Origin of the sequence: Winogradskya humida, from assembly GCF_016862215.1 — a bacterium.
Lineage (GTDB): Bacteria > Actinomycetota > Actinomycetes > Mycobacteriales > Micromonosporaceae > Actinoplanes > Actinoplanes humidus.
Window position 1 is genome coordinate 21,998 of the sequence record NZ_BOMN01000039.1, and the last position, 19,950, is coordinate 41,947.

The window sequence follows — 19,950 nt, forward strand, 5'->3', positions numbered from 1 at the left end:
GACCTCCCCCGGCTAGTGACCTCCGCCCCGCTTAACGCCCCGGCCGCCGTTTAGTGATCATCAACCCGGCAGTTTGCGGGCCGCCACAGCGATCTTCGCCTCGCGCTTCGCTGTGCGGACAGCGCGCCGCGCCGACCTCTGCGAGCGCGTCACCGCGCGGCTGACCGAGCGCTGGGAGCGGTCGATCGCGTGCGTGGTGCGGTATTTGAGTCCGGGCTGGCCCTCGGTGTCGGCGGCCGCCAGCAGCAGACCGCCGAGCAGGCCGAGGTTCTTCAGGAAATGCGTCTGATGCTGCTGACGCTCCTCCTGCGGCACCGCCCAGAACGGGTGACCCGCGATCGTCGTCGGCACCAGACCGGCGGCCAGCACAGCCGCGGAGGGACGGGTCAGCCGGCCGCTGGCGAGCAGCAGACCCGCCGCGACGTCGGCGCCGGCCTTGAGGCGGACCAGGGTGCGGGCATCGCTGGGCAGGCGGGGGTCGACCCGTTCGATCAGCGGGCCGACCTGATCGGTCACCCGCTTGGCGGCGGCGACCTTCGAGTCGGGGTCGAGCACGGCACGAACTCCGCTGACAACGAAGATCGCGCCGAGCATGGCACGGGCGGCAGCGCGTACGGGTTTCATAAGCCCGTTATACCCACGATCCCGGGCGCTACGGCTGTGTGCGCAGATACCTGCCGAAGTGCGGGACGGTGAACGCGACCGTTCCGCGCTCGCCGGAGTAGATCAGGCCCTTCTTGATCAGGGCGTCGCGGGCGGGCGACAGGCTGGCCGGGCGGCGGGCGAGCGTCGCCGCGATCTCGGACGTGGGAACGGCGGCGTCCATATCGTTGTCCGTCTCGCCCGAGAGCGAGGCCATCGCGCGCATGTATTCGCGCTCGGCCGGGGTCGCCCGCTCGTAGCGCGAGCCGAAGAAGCCGACTGCCAGCTCCGCCTCCGCCTCGGGCGCCGCCACCAGCACATCCTCCGCGGTCACCGGCGACGTGGGTGCGTGGTCCCAGGTCGCCTTTCCGTACGCCTGGACGAAGTACGGATACCCGCCGGACTTCTCGTAGAGCAGGTCCAGCGCCTTGGGCTCGTACTCGACGTCCTCCCGCGCGGCCGGCGCGCAGAGTGCGAGGTCGGCGGCGATCCGGTCGAGCCGGTCGATGCGCTGGTAGCGGAAGAGCCGTTCCGAGTAGGACTTGGCGGCGGACAGCACGGCCGGCAGATGCGGCAGACCGGCACCGACCACGATCAGCGGCGCGCCCAGCTGGGACAGCTCGTGACAGGCCGCGCACAGCGCCGACACGTCCGCCGGGCCGAGGTCCTGCATCTCGTCGATGAAGAGCGCGATGCCCGTGCCGACATCGGTGGCCAGCGACGCGGCGTCGGTGAAGAGCTCCACCAGGTCGATCTCGATGTCGCCGGAATCCGCCCGGCCGCGCGCGGGCGGCACGTCGATGCCGGGGGTCCACCGGTCGCGCAGCTTCGCGTTCTCGTCGTTGACACGCAGCGCGAACGCCTTGAGCACCGCCAGCACCTCGTCGACCCGCTCGGGGTTGCGGTGGTGCGGGGTCAGCTCGCGGATCGCCATGTGCAGGGCCGCGGAGACCGGCCGGCGCAGCGACTGGTCAGGGCGCGCCTCGATCTTGCCGGTGCCCCAGAGCCGGCCGATCGCCGCGGAGCGCAGCGTGTTGAGCAGCACGGTCTTCCCGACGCCGCGCAGGCCGGTCAGGACGAGGCTGCGTTCGGGGCGGCCCCGGGCGACCCGCTCGAGGACGACGTCGAACGCGCCCAGCTCGCGGCCGCGACCGGCCAGCTCGGGTGGGCGTTGGCCGGCGCCGGGGGCGTACGGATTGCGGATCGGATCCACGGAAAGCACCGTATCGGGCAGGCCGGGCCCGACGCTAGAGTCCTCTTGGATCGTCTAAGAAATACGCTAGAGAGCGCTAGTTGCTGCCATACTCGCGGAGGCAGAGCACAAAATCGAGGCTGTCCAGCTCAGAGTCGTAGAAGTACCACTTCGTATAATTGTCGACCTTGCTGCACTTGTTCTCCGCATCCGCCTCGCCGGTGGTGCGGCCGTCGACCCGTTTGAGCACCTCATACGCGCCGTCGGTGCAGGTGACGATCTTGAGCTGAGGGCTGTCGTCGGCGTTGCTCTCGTTACGCACGCACTGACCCTTGCCGACGAACCGGGCATCCTTGCTCGTCTGCGGCTCCGGCACGACGCCGTCATCCTCGGTGCCGCGGGTGGCCGGCGTCGAGGACGGCTCGGCGTCGATGATGCTCCCCGAGTCTCCCCTGGTCACCAGCCAGGCGGCGGTGCCGAGACCGCCACAGATCAGCAGGCCGAGCACGGCCACGAGCGCGATGATCGGCCCGTTGGTGCGCTTGCGGGGCGGTGGCGCCGGGGAAGGCTGTTGCCAGACCGGCGGCGGCTGCGGGATGTGCTGCGGCGGCGGGGTGTAGGCCTCGGACGGGGGTGAGCTGTAGGGCTCGGGCGCGGCTGAGACCGGGTGGCCTCCCCACCCCGGGGCCGGTGGCGGTGCGGCTTCGCCCCAGGGATCGGACGGCTCCGCGTACGGCTCGCCGGACCCCGGCACGCCCCCGGTCGACCAGCCCTGACCGGAATACGGGCCGTTCTGCGACATCGGGAAATCCTCCAGGCGGGTTCGCTGTACGACACCGTAGCGTGCACATGTGACGGTGACCTTGACTGCGGGCTCGTGCGCCCTCAGGTGTCGGTAACCGGACGCGCACTTTGCCCCTTTCCGGGGATAGCGTCCGTGCTCATGTCCCTCCCGCTGACCCTCGGCCCGCTGACCCTCGGCGCGGCGCTCTTCGGCGGCGCCGGTGCCGCCTTCCTCCCCCGCGTCGCTCACCGTCTGGCGGTGCCGCGCGGCACCGGACCCCGGACCACTTGCGCTCACTGCGACACACCCTTGATGACATGGGTACGCGCCGGAGCTGCCTGTCCGTGCCGCCGTTTCCCCGCGTGCACGATCGGCGCGGGCGCCGTGGCCACGGGGTTGCTCGGCGCTGCACTCGGTGAGTCGCTGATGCTGCTGGTCCTGCTCCCCGCGACGCTGCTCGGGGTGCTGCTCGCCGCGATCGATGTGAGCTGTCTACGGCTGCCGAACGCGCTCGTGGCTGCCTTCGCGGTCGTTTCCGCAGGTCCGCTCGTTGTTTTCGGGGATTCGGCGCGGGTTCTGGGGGCCTTTGGAGCGGCATTTGCGTGCTTTGTCGCGTACGGTGCGATCTCGATCCTGCCTGGGAACGGCCTGGGTCTGGGCGACGTGAAGCTCGCCACCGTCCTGGCCTTCGTCCTGGGTTTTGCGGGCCGGCCCGCGCTGATCCTGGGCCTGCTCCTGCCGCACCTGATCAACGGGGCTGTCGTGCTGGTGCTGCTCAGCCTGCGGCGGGTGAGCCGCCGGACCGCGCTTCCGTTCGGTCCGGCGCTGCTCAGCGGCGCGTTGTTTGCTCTCGTCTCGACTTAAAGCAGTCTGAGCTGACGGTCCTTCGGGCGTGCGGGCACGGCATCGCCGATCCGCTCGAACAGGCCCGGGTCGATCGCGTCGAGGAACGGGCTCGGTGACTGCTCCCGCTCGCTGCCGTGCCGGAACCGGCGGGCTGCGTGCGTGACGTAGAGCCGATCCTGGGCGCGGGTGAGCCCGACGAAGAACAGCCTGCGCTCCTCGGCGATCTCGTCATCCGTCGGCTTGCCACCCGGCCAGCGCAACGGCAGCAGACCGTCCTCGCAGCCGATCAGGAAGACGATCGGGAACTCGAGGCCCTTGGCCGCGTGCAGCGTGAGCAGGTTGACCGCCTCGGCGCGCGGGTCCAGGGCATCCACCTCGGCGCCCGTCGCGATCTCCTGCAGGAAGTCGGTCAGGTCGTCACCGGTCCGCCGGGCCAGCGGCATAAGCAGGTCAGCGGCCGTCCAGACGTCCTCCGGCGCCAACTGCTCGGCATCGAGCGTGGGGGCCGCATAACGCTGGGCGAGCACCTGCGCGGCCTGCTTGACCCGCGCGGCGAGCGTTCCACTCCCGGCATTTCGCAGCTCCTGGGCGATCACCTGCACACCCGGCCGGTCCCGCAGGCGGTTGTGCGACCGCTTCTGCACGGGTACGCCGGCCCGCGACAACGCGTCCACCACGGCTTGCGACTGCGCGTCGGTGCGATACAGCACTGCGATGTCCGAGAACGACAACGTGCCCGGTGCCACCGCGCGCGAGTCGATCCGGCCGGTGTCGAGCGAGCGGTGCGACAGGCCGCCGACCAGCTCATCCACCGTACGCAGGACGAAGTCGGCCTCGTCCGCGGTGCTGCCCGCGAAATAGCGCCCCACCAGCGGCGACTCCGGGTTGACCCGGGCGGGATCCAGGCGCCGGCCGCTCACCAGCGACGTCGGCGCGATCGCCTGCACGGCGGCGGCAAGGATCGGCGCCGACGACCGGTAGTTACGGGTCAGCCGGACCAGCCGCGCATCCGCGAAGTCCTGGTTGAAGCGCAGGAAGTAACCCACGTCCGCGCCGCGGAACGAGTAGATCGCCTGGTCAGGGTCGCCGATCGCGCACAGGTTGCCGTCCGCGGGGCTGAGCAGGCGCAACAGCTCGTACTGGGTGTCGTCGACATCCTGGTACTCGTCGACGAAGATCCACTGCCACTGCCTGCGGTACCTGTCGACCAGGGCCGGCTCGTCCCGCAACAGCGCCACGGGCATCGTGAGCAGGTCGTCCAGGTCGACGAGATCCTGCTGGCGGAGCAGCTTGATGTAGGCGGCGTCGTCATCACCGGCCTGCTCGCGCGCGGCGGTCCGCTCGGTGTCGTCGGCGATCCGCCACCCCGCACCCAGCCCGGCGGCCTTCGCGTTCTCCTTGAGGATGGTCAGGCCGATCGAGTGGAACGTGCCGACCGTGAGGTCCTGCGCGCCATCACCCATCAGCGCGTCCAGCCGGGCCCGCATCTCCTCGGCGGCGCGCCGGGTGAACGTGATGGCCAGGCAGCGGTGCGGGAAGACATTCATCTCAGCACACAGGTACGCGATGCGGTGCGTCAGCGTCCGCGTCTTGCCCGTGCCCGGACCCGCGACGATGAGCAGCGGGCCGCCCGGCGCGGAAGCGGCCACCCGCTGCATCGCGTCGAGCCGGTCGAGCAGGCCGGTGCCGACCTCCTCCATCCCGGTCAGCGTCGGCTCGAACGGCTCATGCGGCGACGCGGGCTGCTGGATCGGCGGCGCCTTCTTGACGGGCTCCTTGACCTTCGGCTTCGCCGGGATCTTCTTCGGCACCGAGGCGCGCCCGATCGCGGGCTCCGCCTTGCGCTGCTGCGGGACGGGAACCATGTCGAACAGTGTCTCGGACTGCGGCTCGTTCTTCCTGAGCTCCCCGGGCTCGAACAGCGTGATCACGCCGTACTCGCCGTCGTAGCCCGGCACCCGCCGTACGTCACCGCGTCGCAGCCGGGTGATCGCTTCCTGCAGCTCCTCGCCGCCGTGCTGCCCGATGTCGTCGAGCGGCACCTTGCGCAGGATGTCCAGCTCCGGCCCGAGCTTCGCGACCACGCTGGTGAGCTGGCCGTCCACGGTCTTCGACTTCGGGCCGACGCCGTTGATCTCACCGATGATCTCGGCGAGCTGGATCAGGTGCTCGACGCTCTGTCCGGTCTTTTCCCCCGGCGCGCGATCTGCCAGGTCCTCGACGCGGCTGAGCACACCGACGGTGAGGGGCTTGCCGCACTCGGGGCAACGACCACCGGCTGCTCGTGTTGTGGCCGGCTCCCAGCTGACGTTGCACACCCGGTGCCCGTCAGCGTGGTACTTGCCTTCCTCGGGGAAGAACTCCAGCGTGCCCGCGAGGCCCTTGCCGTCCTTGATCGCGAAGTAGTCGGGCGTACCCGTGAAGAGCGTCGCCTCCCGGGCCAGCGCCGCCGGTGAATGCGCGTCGGAATTCGACACCAGGCGGTAGCGGTCGAGGCTCGACACCCGCCAGTTCATCTCCGGGTCGGAGGAGAGGCCGGTCTCGACCGCCGTGATGTGGTCGGCGAGGTCGGCGTAGCAGTCGGCGATCGCGTCAAAACCCGACTTCGAACCCAGCGCGGAGAACCACGGGGTCCAGATGTGCGCCGGCACCAGGTAGCCGTCCGGGCTGGCCTCCAGCACGATCTCCAGGAGATCGCGCGAGTCCAGGCCCAGGATGGGCCGCCCGTCAGCGGTGAGATTCCCGATCCGGCCCAGCGCCGTGTTGAACCGGGCAGCGGCCTCAAAATCGGGCATATAGATCAGATGATGGACCTTACGCGTACGGTCGTCACGCTTGTAGATCGTCGAGATCTCCACGCTCAGCATGAACCGAGCCGCGTCAGCCGCCTGCAACGATCCTGGCAGGCGTTTCGTGACATCGGCCTCGGCGTCCGCGCCCAGCCGGAACAGACCGGCCTCGTTCGCGGGCCGGAGGCTTTCGCGCAGGTGATCGAACCAGGCGGGATGGGTGAAGTCGCCGGTTCCGAGCACCGAGATGCCCTTACGCCGGGCCCACCAGGCCAGGTTGGGGAGGGTGAGGTCACGGCTGCAGGCACGCGAATACCGGGAGTGGATGTGCAGATCCGCGACGTACGTGTCCGCGGCAACCGAGGACCCTGCGCTGTCCGAGGGCACGCTGCATCCTGTCACGGGCGCGCCGGGCGCCTGAAGCCGCCACGCTCGAAGTGACATAACCGATCCACGATTGAATCCTGCGGAGATCCCCGCCGTGGCTCAACCCAATACTCAAGATTCACTCGGGCGCGCCACGTTTCCGCTGTTCCAGCCCGGGCCCTGTCGCCTGTTCCTGCCGGGTCACTTCTACTTCCCGCCGGGTCACTTCTTCTTTTTGCCGGGTCACTTCTTGTTTTTGCCGGGGTCACTTCGTCCGCAACTCGATGACTGTCACCTGCGGAGGCGCACCCACCCGGACCGGCGGCCCCCAGAACCCGGCCCCGTTGGTCACGTAGACCGGCACTCCGTCAACCTCCCCGAACCCGCTCACCACAGGCTGCTGAAGCTTGACCAGCAGGTTGAACGGAGCCATCTGCCCGCCGTGCGTATGCCCGGAAACCTGCAGATCGACCCCGTACGGTGCGGCTTCCCGCGCAGCGATCGGCTGATGAGCCATCAGAACAACAGGCCGGCTGAGATCCCGATCACCAAGCGCCCGCGCAAAATCAGGACCATCCCCGACCTCCGCCCCACCAAGATCGTTCACCCCCGCCAAATCCAGCCCCTCCAACTCCACCCGCTCATTCCGCAGCGGCCGAACCCCCAACCGCCCCACCTCATCAACCCACTCCCGGTACCCCGAGTAGTACTCATGGTTCCCGGTCACGAAGTAAGCCCCCCGCCGCGACCGAATCCCCGCCAACGGAGCAGCAACATCACCCAGCTCAGCGACGCTCCCATCAACCAGGTCCCCCACCACGCAGACAATGTCCGCGTCGACCGAGTTGATGACCTCCACGATCCGCTGCGTATGCCCGATCCCCGTCAACGGCCCCAGATGAATATCCGAAACCACAGCCAGCCGAGTCCCATCCATCCCCCGCCCCAACTTGGCCAACGGCATAACCACCCGATCAACCCGAGGCCTACCCAGCGCGGTCCGCACCCCGTACCCGGTCACCCCAGCAGCAGTAAGCCCCGCAAAAATCGCCACCCCCCGAGCAAGCACCAACCGCCGCTCAACCCCACCCCGCTGCCCATCCCCCTCAACCAGCGACCCATCCGCACCATTCGGCTTTCCAGCCTCGTTCAGGCTGTCCGCGCTGGTGGGCCTTTCCGCGTCGGCCGGTCCTGCGACGTTGGTCGAGCTTTCCGTGTCGGCTGGGCCTGCGACGTCGGTCGGGCTTTCCGCGCCGGCCTTGCTTTCCGCGCCGGCCTTGCTTGGGGCGCCGGCCTTGCTTGGGGCGCCGGCCTTGCTTGGGGCGCCGGCCTTGCTTGCGCTGCCGGTCGGACCTGCGGTGCTGCTCAGGGTTTCTGTGCCGGTCGGGTTCTCCGCGCTGTTCGGGTCTCCGGCGCGGCGGATCGTGGCGACCTCAGCGCCCGACCCGTCCGCGGTTTCGTTCTTGCTACCGACCCGTGGGCGGCCAGCCTCTTCCCCCGTCAGGCGCACAGCGGTCTTCGCGCGCGAGCCCTCGCGTCGCCGAAGCCAAAGTGAGGCTACGAGGCGCGGAATCTCCAGCGCGGCCAGCGTCACCAGCAGATAGAACATGAGCGCGATCCACAGGTAGCCGGGCCACGCCAGCCACTTCACGTGACCGCTGCGGACCCCAACCAGCGTCGCGGGCGCCAGGAACGCAAGCGCAACCGCGACGACGCCACCGATCCTCCGCGCGCGCCCCTTGCGAAGCGGGTCGCGAACCAGCCGCTTCCAGAGGTAAAGGTGGATCAGGCCGACAACAACGATGATCAGCCCGACGAACCCGATCAAGCTCAACCCCCAGCGAATGGCGGCAGGACGTCAACCGTCACGCCGGCGGGTAGCTCCGCCGACCGATCATGGCAGGCAAGTCCGTCAACCAGGAAACTGGCAGCCTTGAGCACAACGGCAAGACCCTCACCATGGCGTTGCGTGAGCTCAGCGGTCAGCTCATCCAGCGACCCAGCCGAGATCAATTCCTCCCGTACGCCGCCGGCAGCCGCCCGGGCACCCGCGAAGTACCGCACCTGCACCACGCCCCTCAGCCCCCGATCGCCGACATGGGCCGGTCGGGCTGGAGGAATGAAGGATCGTCGATGCCGTGGCCCGCCTTCTTGCCCCACATCGCAATCCGCCAGGCCTCGGCGATCTCCTCATCGGAACCACCGCCCCGAATCAGCCCGCGAAGATCAGTCTCCCCCGTAGCGAACAAGCAGTTACGCACCTGCCCGTCAGCAGTCAACCGGGTCCGGTCGCAGTCACCGCAGAACGGCCTGGTCACACTCCCGATGACCCCGACCCGGGCAGGATTCCCCGCCGCATCCCGATAGCCCGGAACCAGCCACGTCTCGGCGGGCGCTGTTCCACGTGAAACGGAGTCAGGTATTAGCCCAAAGGGGGACAAAGAATCCAGAATCGCCTCGGCGGTCACCATCTCGTGCCGATCCCACTGATGTTGGGCGTCAAGCGGCATCTGCTCAATGAACCGCAGCTCATACCCATGGTCGAGCGCGAACTGCAACAGCGCGGGAGCCTCACCGTCGTTGATCCCCCGCATAAGAACGGTATTGATCTTCACCGGTGTCAATCCGGCAGCCGCAGCCCCCGCCAAGCCCTTGAGCACGTCAGCATGCCGATCGCGATGAGTGAGCTCCTTGAACCGCGCCGGCAAAAGCGTATCGAGCGAAACGTTCACCCGGTCCAACCCGGCATCCCGCAGCGCCGAAGCCATCCGCTCAAGCCCGATGCCGTTCGTAGTGATCGACATCTTCGGCCGAGGCTCCAACCGAGCAACCCCAGCCAGAATCCCCACGAGTCCCCGCCGAATAAGCGGCTCCCCACCCGTGAACCGCACCCCGGTGATCCCCAGCTGCTCAACCGCAACCCGGACCAACCGTCCCACCTCGTCATCACTGAGCTGCTGCTCCCGAGGCATCCAAGCAAGCCCCTCTTCAGGCATGCAGTAGTTGCATCGAAGATTGCACCGATCGGTCAACGACACCCGCAAATCGGTAGCCACCCGCCCGAACTGGTCAGCAAGCAACCCACTCCCACGAACAGAAACCCGCGGCAGCACAACAGGCAGGCCAACCTCAGTCACCAACCGAACCTAGCGCTATCTCGAACAAACCGCCGTTACGCAAACCACTGCACCGCCCCCAGCACCCCCACCGACCCACAAACCCCCCGATCCCCACGCCGCCCCAGCCCCAAACACCCCAGCCCCCACGCCCGACCCGTCCTGCACGCCCCGTGCCTGCACCCCCACCCGTGCCGCAGGCCCCGGTGCCTGCACGCCCCACCCGTGCCGCAGGCCCCGTGCCTGCACGCCCCACCCGTGCCGCAGGCCCCGTGCCTGCACGCCCCACCCGTACCGCACGCTCCCGCGGTCAGCGCCCTTCCCGTTCCCCGCCCTTCGCGCACCCTGTGCCGCCCGCACCCTGTGCCGCCCGCACCCTGTGCCGCACCTCAAACGCGGAGGACCGCATTCGCCGCCGCCCGAACCGACCCGCGATAGGAATCTCCGAAGGCGGCCGTGTGCACCAACAACAGATGCAGCTGATGCAGGGGCACCCGCGCCCGCCAGCCATCACTCAGCGGCCACGCCTCCTCGTACCCGGAAAGGATCTCCGGTAGGAAGGGCGCACCGCCGAAGAGCGCCAACTGGGCCAAGTCCGTCTCCCGGTGTCCTCCGTGAGCCGCCGGGTCGATGAGCCATGCACGGTTGCCGGCGCCCCACAGCACGTTCCCCGGCCACAGGTCGCCATGGATTCGCGCGGCGGGTTCGTCCCCGCCGTACGAGTCGATCCGGGTGAGGATGCGCTCGACGACGGCGACGTCCTCCGCCTGCAACGCCCCGCGGTCTGCCGAAATCTTTAGGTACGGCAGGAGGCGTCGATGCGCGAACCACTGCGCCCACGGTTCCGAGGAGGGTGTGTTGTCCTGGTGCAGTGGCCCGATGAAGCCCGCCCACGGTGCCCCGAAGCTCTGCGCCCCCGCTCGGTGGACGGCAGCGAGCTCCCCGCCGAACCGCCGGGCCGCCTCCGCGGAGGGCTGACCCGGGTTGATCCATTCCAGCGCGAGCATCTCGTCCAGCGCGGTGAATACCTCGGGAACGGGGGCGGTGCCGGCATCGCGTAGCCAATTCAGGCCAGCGGCTTCGGTGGTGAAGAAATGCTCGGGCGGGGTCCCCGACGGCCATGTCTTCGCGAAGATCGATGACCCGTCGTCCAAGGTCAGACGGGATGCCTTGCATACGTCACCGCCTCCCACAGGCGTTTCTCGAATCCGCTGGTGGGTGAGAAATGTCGGGAGATGCTGGGGATGCGCGCGCAGATATGCCAGATCCACCGGCTTATCTTCCGCTTCGGGTTACGGCGTGCCCAATTCGGAGTCAAAATGTCGGCATGACACCTGTCGCGGTGCGTTCGTACCGGCCGAGCGACCACAGCGCCGGCCGACGTCTGTGGGCCGAGCTGACCTCGGAGCACAACAGTATGTACGGGGACCTCTCCGACGACGGCGGGGCAGGTTTCGAGGAATACCTGACCAGGCTGGATCTCGGTGGCCTCTGGGTGGCCGACCACGCGGATGACGGCGTCGTCGGTCTGGTCGGATTGATCATCCGGGGCCGCGCGGGTGAAGTGGAGCCGGTCGTGGTCACCATGACCCACCGCCACAAGGGCGTGGGGCGCAAGCTGTTGCGCCATGTGGCTCAGGAGGCCAAGAAGCGCAGCATGCAGTCGTTGACGATCTCGCCCTCGTCGCGCAACGTCGAGGCGATCCGCAGCTTGCACGCGGCCGGTTATGACGTGGTGTCGTCCGTCGAGCTGACGATGCATCTGGATCATCAGACGCACGACTGGCAGCAGGATGGACTGGAGCTGCACGCGCTTCAATTCCGCTCCTGACCTCGGTCTTGGTTCGGTCCCAGAAGCCTCCCACAACGTGGCGGGGCATCGACGGTTATCCACAATGCGGGGCTGTCCACAGGCTTTGAGGATCAATCCTCGGCCGGATCCGAACCTCGGCCACTCTTCCCGGCATGCAAAAGCTGAAAATCAACTCGAACGCCGACCTGCTGTCGGTGCTGCCCTTCATGATCGGCTTTCACGTGGAGGACAGCCTGGTCGTTGTCGCGATCAAAGGTTCCACGCCCCTCTTCGTGGCTCGGGCTGATCTGCCCGAGCGAGGGACCACGGAGATCGAGATGCGTGAGCCGATGCTCCACCTCGCGGCGTGCGTGGCGGCGAACCAGGTCGACGGCGTGATCGTTCTCGGCTACGGGCAGGCCGTTCGCGTGACCCCCGCCGTCAAATACCTCTCCAGGTGCATGACCGTGACGGATGTGCCGGTCATCGACGAGGTGCGTGTCACGAACGGTCGCTACTGGTCATATCTGTGCGACGACCTGGTGTGCTGCCCGATCGAGGGTTCCACGTGCCCGCCGCACGACAGCCTGCTGGCCGTCGAGGCGACCCTTGCGGGGGCGGTCGCCCTGCACAGCCGTAAGGAGCTGGAGGAGCGGCTGGCACCGGTGACGGGTGTGGAACGACGCTCCATGGACGAGGCCGAGGTCCGCGCGCTGGCCCGCCTGATGCGGATGAGCGGCGACGTGTCCAGCGAAGTGCGTCCCGGCGCGGGGCGGAGCCGGGCGGGCATCGCATCCGAGCAGGTCAGCCGGCTCGATCGGCAACTCAAGAAGTCGGGTCGCGCCGCGGTGCGGGCGGCGGAGCAGCGCTATCGCTCTGGCGGCCAGCTGAACCACGACGAGATGGCCTGGCTGCTGCTCGTTCTCAAGCACGCGCACATCCGTGACTACGCGTGGACGCGTTCGGGCACTGACGACTGGGAGATCAGGTTCTGGTCCGACGCGGTTCGCCGAGCCAGCCCCGAGTTCGTGGCGCCACCGGCCTCATTGCTTGCCTTTATCGCGTGGCGTGCGAACCAGGGGCCGCTGGCATGCATCGCAGTCGACCGCGCTCTCGATGCCGATGCTGACTACTCGATGGCCCTGATGATGAACGGCGTTCTGTCCGACGCGCTCCCGCCGGACGTGGTGAGCGATTGGCCGGCGATCGAAGGACTGGACGAGATCCTGCTGGCGCGCGGTGAGCGGTTCGATGGCGGCAATCCGGATCTCGATCCGGACGAGACCGCCGGCTCACCGGCGGAAGGCAGCCAGCCGATGCCTGCTGATGAGTCGGTGGCGGGGCCTCACCCAGCTCACGACGGGGTTAACGCCGCTGCGGAGGAAAACGTCGCTGACGACGATCCGATCACCGAGGCCGGCACAACCGGCGAGAGCGACCACCTGCCGGATGTCGATCCGGGACGCAGTCCCCTGCCCTTCAGGCGACCTGGGGCGACGCTGGCGAGGCCCGATGCCGGTCGGCGGAATGGCAGGGACGAGCTCCGTTCCCCGTCCCGCCACCCCACTCAGCGTCGGCTCTGAGGAGCTGCTGATGCCTACTCGTACGGGTTCAGGGGCGCTCGGTCTCCTGACGCACCGTTTCTGCTCCGAGGTCGCCCGCCTTCAACGCCGTCGCGGCCGCACCCGGGGTCGGGTTGTCCGCGGTCTGGTTCAGGCCTGGCACACGGTCTTCGACGACAAACGTCGCGCGGGTGTGGACGGGTGCGTCGGGGCGGGTCACGTAGGGCAGGACCCGGAAGTCGGCCGTGAGATCGGCGGGGGTGATCCGGGTCCGGACGTAACCGCGCTGGTTGTTGTAGAAGCGCAGGTGGGGATTCCACGCTGTCCAAGGGTGCGAGCTCGGGACCACGTCCGCGCCGTCGCCGGTGGAGGTGATCGACGAGCAGACCAGTTCCGTGCCGACCGTTCGCGAGGTGGGGTCGGTCCAGTCGAGCTTCAGGTCATCCGCCCAGTGGGCGTGGACGTCGCCGGTCAGGACCACGGGATTACGTACGCCCGCGTCCACCCAGCCCTTCGTGATTCGCTGGCGGGAAGCGGCATAGCCGTCCCAGCTGTCCATGCTGACCACCGAGGCGGGGCCCGAGTTGTTGTCGCGCTGACCGAAGAAGACCTGCTGGCCCAGGACATCCCAGCGGGCGGTCGAGCGCCGGAAGCCGTCGATGAGCCACTGCTCCTGTTCGGCTCCGGTGATCGAGCGGGCTGGGTCGAGGGCTGCTGGGCAGTCCTTGTAGCCGTCCCCGCAGCCCTGGTCGTCACGGAACTGGCGGGTGTCGAGCATGTGGAAGGTGGCGAGACGGCCCCAGCGCAGGCGGCGGTAGAGCTGCATGTCGATGCCGCGGGGGATCGAGGTGCGCCGCAGCGGCATGTTCTCGTAGTAGGCCTGGAACGCCGCGGCCCGGCGCGCGAGGAAATTCGGGTCGGGCTGCTCGGGCACCTCGTCCGCCCAGTTGTTCTCGACCTCGTGGTCGTCGAAAACCACCGCCCACGGGGCGACCGCGTGGGCGGCCTGCAGGTCGGGATCCGTCTTGTACTGGGCATGGCGCTGGCGGTAATTGGCCAGGGTCACCGTCTCGGGGCCCTCGTGGTCGCGGGGGTTCCCGCCCGGGATGTTGTAGGTGTCCGGCGCGTATTCGTACTGGTAGTCACCCAGGTGCAGGATCAGCTCCGGCTCGTCCTCGGCCAGCCGCCGGTAGGCGGTGAAGTACCCGTGCTCGTACTGGGAGCACGACACGAAGGACATCGCGAGGGCGGCGGGCGTCGTCCAGGGAGCTGGCGCCGTACGAGTCCGGGCCGTGGCAGAGACGTAACGCTCGGCCTTGAAACGGTAGAAATACTCGCGGCCGGGCAGCAGGCCGTTCAGCTCCACGTGCACGCTGTGCGCGGCCGAGGTACGGGCGATGGTGACGCCGCGACGCACGACGTGGCGGAACTGCTCGTCTGCCGCCACTTCCCACTGCACCGGGACGTCGCGAGCGGGCATGCCGCCGAGTCCGTCTTCGGCGAGTGGCGTGGGTGCCAGACGGGTCCACAGGACGAACCCGTCGTCCTCCGGATCTCCCGATGCGAGTCCGAGAGTGAACGGATCGGAGCGCAGCGGACCCCGGTATACGGCAGCGGAGGCGGCCAGGGGCCAGGTCGTCGCGGTGGTGGCCGCGCCGGCCGCGGCGCCGCTGAGCAGCAGGGTGCGTCGGGTGAGTGCCATGTCGGTGCTCCCAGCGTTCCGGGGTTACGGACGCAGGACAGCCTCATGGCCGTGAATGTCTCGGCCGCGCCACCCAGATTAATGCCGTCCGAAGACGCAACGAACTCACACCGAGATGCGTTCCGATCCGGAGTAGACGTTCATGCTCGGCCCGCGCAGGAAGCCCACCAGTGTCATCCCCGCCTCGTCGGCCAGTTCGGCGGCGAGCGTGCTGGGCGCCGAGACCGCGGCGAGGACCGGGATGCCGGCCATCCATGCCTTCTGGGTGAGCTCGAAGCTCGCACGGCCGGAGACCAGCAGCACATGACCCGTGAGCGGCAGCCGGCCCTCCCGCAACGCCCAGCCGATCACCTTGTCGACGGCGTTGTGCCGGCCGACGTCCTCGCGGAGCACGAGCAACTCCCCATCGGCGGTGAAGAGCCCGGCCGCGTGGAGTCCGCCCGTACGCTCGAACGTGCGCTGAGCTGCCCGCAGCTTGTCCGGGATCTCGGACAGCGTTCGAGCAGTGACGACCGTTTTGTCCGTGCTGACGTCGAACTGGGAGCGGGTGCGGACCGCGTCGATGCTCGCCTTGCCGCACACCCCGCACGAACTGGTCGTATAGAAGTTTCGGCTCACGTCGGTGGCCGGCGGTGGCACGTCGGCGCCGAGCACGATGTCGACCACGTTGTAGGTGTTCGGGGTGTCGGTGCCGGCGCAGAGCTGTGCCGTCAGCACGTCGTCGGCGGTCCGGATGATGCCCTCGGTCAGCAGGAATCCCATCGCCAGGTCGATGTCCTGCCCGGGGGTGCGCATGGTCACCGCCAGCGGATCCTTGCGCAGCCGGATCTCGAGCGGCTCCTCGGCGGCCAGGTCGTCGGGCCGTCGGCGGGGTTCCGCGTCCGAGTCAAGATTGATCTTCATGACCGGTCGCCGGTTCATCGTGCGCGCCATATGACGAGCGTATGCCGGGCGGAGGAGAGGCAGAACGACCCCGGTGTGGCGCAGGCAACGGGGCGCGTCCGGAAAGGCAACAGTCACGCTCGAGGGCTCGGCGGGATACGGTACGTACGTGGGGGGATTCGCGGCGGTGGTGTTGGCCGGCGGTGCGGCGCGTCGGATGGGTGGGGCGGACAAGCCCACCATCCAGGTAGCCGGCCAGCCGATGCTGACCCGAGTCCTGGCAGCGGTGCACGACGCCGACCCTCGAGTAGTGGTCGGCAGGGTCCCGCCCGACCTCCCGGTGCAGGTCGCCTCTACGACCGAGAACCCGCCCGGGGGCGGCCCGGTGGCTGCTACCGCCGCGGGGCTGGCGCTGGTGCCCGAAGGTGTGAGTTTCACGGCTCTGCTCGCCGCGGACCTGCCTTTGCTGACCGGCGAGGCGATCGACGTGCTCAGGCTCACAGTCGAGACGGCGCCCATGATGCAGGGCGCGGTCTATCGCGACGCGGAAGGTCGCCGGCAGACGCTGTGCGGAGTGTGGCGTACGAGTGCGTTGCGGAAGGCTCTGGCCGAGTTCGAGGAGGAACGCGGCAACCTGCACGGCGCTTCGATGCATGCCCTGCTCGAGCATCTGCGCTTCATAGAGGTCTCGTGGCGCCGGCCTGGACCGCCACCGTGGTTCGACTGCGACACCGACGACGACCTGCGTACGGCAGAGGAGTGGGCACGGTGAACGTGCTCGACGAGTGGATCAAGGCAGCCTCCGCCGAGCTGGGGCTCTCCCCGGCCGACATCGAGCGCAATCTGGTCCTGGACGTGGCCCGCGATGTGGCCCACAACGTCGTGCGTCCTGGAGCACCCGTAACCGCCTACCTCCTGGGCCTGGCTGTCGGTCGCGGTGCGGACCCGGCCGCCGCCGCCGCCCGCCTGAGCGCCCTGGCAACAGCGTGGCCGGCCGCAGACGATCAGCAGCAGGCCGCCCCGGCAGAAGACGTTCAGCAGCAGGCCGCCCCGGTTAAAGACGTTTAGCAGCGGCGTCCGGCAAAGACGTTTAGCAGCGGGCGTCCGGCGAAAAATGATTAGGTGCGGGCGTTCGGCGAAACATGATCAACAGCGGGCCGCCCCGGCGACATAGGCGATGGCCAGCCGAAAGGCTTGCCCTAGGTCCGGTTGCGGCAGGCGCGATGGCAGAGCTGAGAAGTGGCCGCAGGTGCGGGCGGGGCTGAAATGGGCACAGGGGAATGGGACGGGGCCGATGGGCGGGTCGTCGGCTCGATAGGGTGACGGGGCGGAGGTGACGATCATGACGGCGGAGAGCGCTGCTGAGCAGCCTGAGGGTGTCCTGCTTGACGAGCCGACCACGGCCGACTTGCGGGCGAAGGTGACGGAGGCCTGGCGGGAGTTCGCCAGTGCGTTCGCGTCCCTTGTGCCAACTTTGAGCGCTGGTGCGTACGTGGACATCACGCTCGACCCGACTGCCTCCGGAACCGGGGCGGCCGTTTACTCGGTGAGTATTCGCGTGCTTGATGACGGCGTCGTTGAGGCGCTCGCTGTCGGGAACGGTGCGCTGCCCGAGGGCTACAGGATGGATCGGGCTTCCGTTGCCGATCTGGTCGCGCTGGGCTGGTCGCCGCCGGGTGTGCTGCCCGACTCCGGTGACTCGTTCGGGTTGCGGACCTCGGTCGGGGCGGCCAAACAGCTCGCCACGATCGTCTCGAGGACGCTCCGTGACGTGTACGGCGCTCCGCATCCCGCGTTCCTGGTCTACCTGGTGCACGACGACCAGGATGAGCCGATCGAGACCGCGCCGCTGGCCACCGCCCGGCACGAGCCCAGCATCGACGAGGTGCTCAGCCTCGACGACCTGGACGAGGACGGGGTGCTTTCCGAGGCGCTCGCGAACGCCGCCGACGAGGTTGTTCCGCTCGACGAGCGGGTGCGCACGGTCGTTGCGACCATGTCCAAGACGACGGTCGACCAGCTGCAGGTCGACACGGACGGCGACATCGGCATCCGTGCGGGTTCGGCGATGGTCTTTGTCCGGGTGCGCGACAACCCGCCGCTGGTCGACGTCTTCTCCCCGATTCTCACCGAGGTCGAGCCGACCGAACAGCTCTACGTGAAGCTGTCCGAGCTCACCAACCGGATGCCGATCGGCCGGCTCTACTGCGCGCAGGACACGGTCTGGGCCTCGATCCCCGTCTTCGGCCGCAACTTCCAGGCCACCCACCTCATGCTGGCCGTCCAGGTCATGACGGGCCTCGCGGACGAGCTCGACGACCGGCTGCACGGCGAGTTCGGCGGCAAGCGCTTCTTCGGCGAAGGCGACAAACCGGCCCCGGCCAAGCCCGACACCAAGGACGCCGACGACCACCGCCCCGGCATGTACCTCTAAGGCCGCCAGCTCGTGGAAGGCCGCCAGCTCGTGGAAGGCCGCCGGCTCGTGGAAGGCCGCCGGCTCGTGGAAGGCCGCCGGCTCGCGGAAGGCCGCCGGCTCGCGGAAGCCCGCCAGGGGTCGGCGCAAGGGCAGGCGGCCTAGGTGTTGGGGAGCCAGTTGAGCTCCTCCATGGTGGACAGCGACGAGGCCTGCAAGCCGCCGTCGTACAGCGTCCACAGCACGTCGCCAAGGACCATCGAGCGTCGTACTTCGGGCCGTTCGATCGTGCCGACCTCGCGGATCGTGTCGTCGTCCACCCGTAGGCCCAGCGCGCCAGGCCCGGCTGCCGCCCCGTCGCCCGCGTCGATGGAGTTGTAGGTCGTCAGCGGGAGGACCAGGAGCTTGGTGGCGGGCCACCACAGCAGGGCGTGCGGGTCGTACTCGGCCTCTGACTGGCCGCCTGGGATGTGGTGCTGGGCGAGGCGGCGTGGGGTGGCCGGGTCTGAGATGTCGAAGAGGGAGATCTGGGTGCCCTCGGTGCGGCCGTTCGGGTCGGCTTCCTGGCCTATGCCGATGAGTCTTCCGTCGCCTGCGGGCTGCAGGTGGGCTGAGTAGCCGGTGATTTTCAGCTCGCCGGTGACGCGGGGTGCGGTCGGGGAGCTCAGGTCCAGCGTGTAGAGCGGGTCGGTCTGTTTGAAGGTGACGACGTAGCCGCGGTCGGCGATGAAGCGGACGGAGCGGATCTGTTCGCGCTTGCCGAGGCCGTCGACGAGGCCGACCTGCGTGAGCGAGTTGTTCAGAACGCGTACGGCTGACTGGTTGTTGAACGTTGTGGCGACGCGGAGGTGGCCGTCCCATTCGGACAGCGCGTACTGATTGATCAAGAAGCCGGGGACGGATCCGGCCGCCGCGTAGGCAGGGGGTCTGCTGCCGGTGGTGGTGAACCGGTAGATGTCCGTCGACGGGGGAACCGGCAGGGCGGCGCGGCCCGGAAGCCGATCGAGTCGCCAGCGCTGGTCGTTGGCGACATACAAGCTGGTCCCGTTCGCGTAGACGGTGTCGCCGTCGGCTACGACCGTCACAGGATCCCCGCTGCCGAGCGCCAAGCGACTCAGGCCAGAGGGAGAGCGAGAGGGAGAGCGAGAGGGAGAGCGAGAGGGAGAAGGCGAGCGAGAGCCAAGGTCGAAGGTGAGGATGCTGAGCAACGCCGCACCGGAGTACGCCGCCGGCCGCACGACCTGCCCGCATCCGATCTCCACCGGAACGCGGGTGGCGCCCGAAGTGCTGGTGAAGGACGGCAGCCAAGCGCTGAAAGGTGTCTCGTCGATGACCGCCTGGTTCGCTTTGATCCGCACAGCGGCGTCATCGATCGAGGGCAGCGCCGGAAACACGATCCGCGGCGTGGACCGCAGCACGACCCGCGCCGTACCCGCGGTGAGCCGCGCGTCGACCAGGCTGCCCCGATCGGCCTCATACCGGCTGACCACCCGCGGCGACCCGGCCAGATCCACAAGCAGCAGCAAAGCCCTCGAAACGCCCGAATCACCCGGAACGGCCCGAGACCCCGCCCGCTCAGTCCTGGCCGCGGCCAGGACTAGGACAGCATCCCCCGACAGCAGAATCTTCCCGCCGACCACCCCGAGCGAGACCGAACCGACCGGCTCCCGGCTGGCCGCATCCACGACCCGCAGCATGCTCCCGTCAACAAAGACGATCCGCCGCCCATCCGTCTTCACGATGTCCGGTTCATCCGCCCGACTCATACCTATTTGTCACAGATGAAGAGGCCGACGGAGTCAGCGTCCGCGCCCCACCCGCCGAAACGGCAGGCGGAACGCTGGAGTCCCCCGGAAACCCGTAA

The 19,950-nt window shown here is 68.6% G+C and carries 17 protein-coding genes; 6 read left to right on the forward strand and 11 right to left on the reverse strand.

Annotation, left to right across the window (positions count from 1 at the left end; all coding sequences use genetic code 11):
* Positions 1-60: 60 nt before the first annotated feature.
* From Ahu01nite_RS16075 to Ahu01nite_RS16085, 3 genes are all read right to left on the reverse strand, one after another.
* On the reverse strand, positions 61-624 hold the full coding sequence (locus Ahu01nite_RS16075) for a DoxX family protein (protein ID WP_203837329.1): 564 nt from the start codon (positions 622-624) through the stop codon (positions 61-63).
* Positions 625-652: 28 nt separating this feature from the next.
* Entirely contained in the window at positions 653-1,855 is a 1,203-nt protein-coding gene (locus tag Ahu01nite_RS16080) for an ATP-binding protein (protein WP_203837330.1), read from the reverse strand.
* 76 nt (positions 1,856-1,931) lie between these two features.
* Complete coding sequence (locus Ahu01nite_RS16085; RefSeq protein ID WP_203837331.1) at positions 1,932-2,636, reverse strand: LppU/SCO3897 family protein; 705 nt, start codon at positions 2,634-2,636, stop codon at positions 1,932-1,934.
* A 141-nt stretch (positions 2,637-2,777) separates the two neighbouring features.
* On the opposite strand from Ahu01nite_RS16085, the gene Ahu01nite_RS16090 reads away from it, so the two are divergent.
* Complete coding sequence (locus Ahu01nite_RS16090; RefSeq protein ID WP_239158883.1) at positions 2,778-3,482, forward strand: prepilin peptidase; 705 nt, start codon at positions 2,778-2,780, stop codon at positions 3,480-3,482.
* Here the strand turns inward: Ahu01nite_RS16090 and Ahu01nite_RS16095 are convergent.
* The 5 genes from Ahu01nite_RS16095 to Ahu01nite_RS16120 all read right to left on the reverse strand — a co-directional run bounded on the left by Ahu01nite_RS16095 (position 3,479) and on the right by Ahu01nite_RS16120 (position 11,006).
* Complete coding sequence (locus tag Ahu01nite_RS16095) at positions 3,479-6,697, reverse strand: UvrD-helicase domain-containing protein (protein ID WP_438874788.1); 3,219 nt, start codon at positions 6,695-6,697, stop codon at positions 3,479-3,481. The genes Ahu01nite_RS16090 and Ahu01nite_RS16095 overlap by 4 nt on opposite strands.
* Positions 6,698-6,884: 187 nt before the next feature.
* Positions 6,885-8,447 (reverse strand): metallophosphoesterase, encoded by a 1,563-nt coding sequence (locus tag Ahu01nite_RS50400; protein WP_239158884.1) that lies wholly within the window; start codon positions 8,445-8,447, stop codon positions 6,885-6,887.
* A 2-nt stretch (positions 8,448-8,449) separates the two neighbouring features.
* Entirely contained in the window at positions 8,450-8,740 is a 291-nt protein-coding gene (locus Ahu01nite_RS16110) for a MoaD/ThiS family protein (RefSeq protein ID WP_438874790.1), read from the reverse strand.
* On the reverse strand, positions 8,698-9,756 hold the full coding sequence (moaA, locus tag Ahu01nite_RS16115; RefSeq protein ID WP_239158885.1) for a GTP 3',8-cyclase MoaA: 1,059 nt from the start codon (positions 9,754-9,756) through the stop codon (positions 8,698-8,700). The genes Ahu01nite_RS16110 and moaA overlap by 43 nt, the downstream gene beginning before the upstream one ends.
* A gap of 368 nt (positions 9,757-10,124) precedes the next feature.
* On the reverse strand, positions 10,125-11,006 hold the full coding sequence (locus Ahu01nite_RS16120) for a fructosamine kinase family protein (RefSeq protein ID WP_203837334.1): 882 nt from the start codon (positions 11,004-11,006) through the stop codon (positions 10,125-10,127).
* 56 nt (positions 11,007-11,062) lie between these two features.
* Between Ahu01nite_RS16120 and Ahu01nite_RS16125 the strand changes: the two genes are divergently transcribed.
* Both Ahu01nite_RS16125 and Ahu01nite_RS16130 read left to right on the forward strand, forming a co-directional pair.
* The gene (locus Ahu01nite_RS16125) at positions 11,063-11,566 is read left to right on the forward strand and encodes a GNAT family N-acetyltransferase (RefSeq protein WP_203837335.1); all 504 of its coding nucleotides are present in this window, start codon (positions 11,063-11,065) and stop codon (positions 11,564-11,566) included.
* A gap of 134 nt (positions 11,567-11,700) precedes the next feature.
* A complete protein-coding gene (locus tag Ahu01nite_RS16130; protein WP_203837336.1) occupies positions 11,701-13,110 on the forward strand; it encodes a DUF4192 domain-containing protein in 1,410 nt (469 codons plus the stop codon).
* 28 nt (positions 13,111-13,138) lie between these two features.
* On the opposite strand, the gene Ahu01nite_RS16135 is transcribed toward Ahu01nite_RS16130, so the two are convergent.
* Both Ahu01nite_RS16135 and fdhD read right to left on the reverse strand, forming a co-directional pair.
* Positions 13,139-14,791 (reverse strand): alkaline phosphatase D family protein, encoded by a 1,653-nt coding sequence (locus Ahu01nite_RS16135; protein ID WP_203837337.1) that lies wholly within the window; start codon positions 14,789-14,791, stop codon positions 13,139-13,141.
* A gap of 105 nt (positions 14,792-14,896) precedes the next feature.
* Entirely contained in the window at positions 14,897-15,724 is an 828-nt protein-coding gene (gene fdhD / locus Ahu01nite_RS16140; RefSeq protein ID WP_203837338.1) for a formate dehydrogenase accessory sulfurtransferase FdhD, read from the reverse strand.
* A 118-nt stretch (positions 15,725-15,842) separates the two neighbouring features.
* Here fdhD and mobA point away from each other — a divergent pair, with 118 nt between their 5' ends.
* The 3 genes from mobA (at position 15,843) to Ahu01nite_RS16155 (ending at position 18,107) form a co-directional block, all read left to right on the forward strand.
* Positions 15,843-16,445, forward strand: a complete 603-nt coding sequence (gene mobA, locus Ahu01nite_RS16145) for a molybdenum cofactor guanylyltransferase (protein ID WP_275411751.1) — start codon at positions 15,843-15,845, stop codon at positions 16,443-16,445.
* A complete protein-coding gene (locus tag Ahu01nite_RS16150; RefSeq protein ID WP_203837339.1) occupies positions 16,442-16,741 on the forward strand; it encodes a DUF6457 domain-containing protein in 300 nt (99 codons plus the stop codon). The genes mobA and Ahu01nite_RS16150 overlap by 4 nt, the downstream gene beginning before the upstream one ends.
* 274 nt (positions 16,742-17,015) lie before the next feature.
* Positions 17,016-18,107 carry a T3SS (YopN, CesT) and YbjN peptide-binding chaperone 1 gene (locus Ahu01nite_RS16155; RefSeq protein ID WP_203837340.1) on the forward strand — a complete coding sequence of 364 codons (1,092 nt, stop codon included), beginning with the start codon at positions 17,016-17,018 and terminating at the stop codon, positions 18,105-18,107.
* 140 nt (positions 18,108-18,247) lie between these two features.
* On the opposite strand, the gene Ahu01nite_RS16160 is transcribed toward Ahu01nite_RS16155, so the two are convergent.
* Entirely contained in the window at positions 18,248-19,825 is a 1,578-nt protein-coding gene (locus Ahu01nite_RS16160) for a beta-propeller domain-containing protein (protein WP_203837341.1), read from the reverse strand.
* Positions 19,826-19,950: the final 125 nt, after the last annotated feature.

Coding starts and splice junctions, on each gene's coding strand:
- Ahu01nite_RS16075 (WP_203837329.1), bottom strand. CDS start 624: ATGAAACCCGTACGCGCTGCCGCCCGTGCCATGCTCGGCGCGATCTTC.
- Ahu01nite_RS16135 (WP_203837337.1), bottom strand. CDS start 14,791: ATGGCACTCACCCGACGCACCCTGCTGCTCAGCGGCGCCGCGGCCGGC.
- Ahu01nite_RS16085 (WP_203837331.1), bottom strand. CDS start 2,636: ATGTCGCAGAACGGCCCGTATTCCGGTCAGGGCTGGTCGACCGGGGGC.
- Ahu01nite_RS16125 (WP_203837335.1), top strand. CDS start 11,063: ATGACACCTGTCGCGGTGCGTTCGTACCGGCCGAGCGACCACAGCGCC.
- Ahu01nite_RS16090 (WP_239158883.1), top strand. CDS start 2,778: ATGTCCCTCCCGCTGACCCTCGGCCCGCTGACCCTCGGCGCGGCGCTC.
- Ahu01nite_RS16130 (WP_203837336.1), top strand. CDS start 11,701: ATGCAAAAGCTGAAAATCAACTCGAACGCCGACCTGCTGTCGGTGCTG.
- Ahu01nite_RS16155 (WP_203837340.1), top strand. CDS start 17,016: ATGACGGCGGAGAGCGCTGCTGAGCAGCCTGAGGGTGTCCTGCTTGAC.
- fdhD (WP_203837338.1), bottom strand. CDS start 15,724: ATGGCGCGCACGATGAACCGGCGACCGGTCATGAAGATCAATCTTGAC.
- Ahu01nite_RS16095 (WP_438874788.1), bottom strand. CDS start 6,697: ATGTCACTTCGAGCGTGGCGGCTTCAGGCGCCCGGCGCGCCCGTGACA.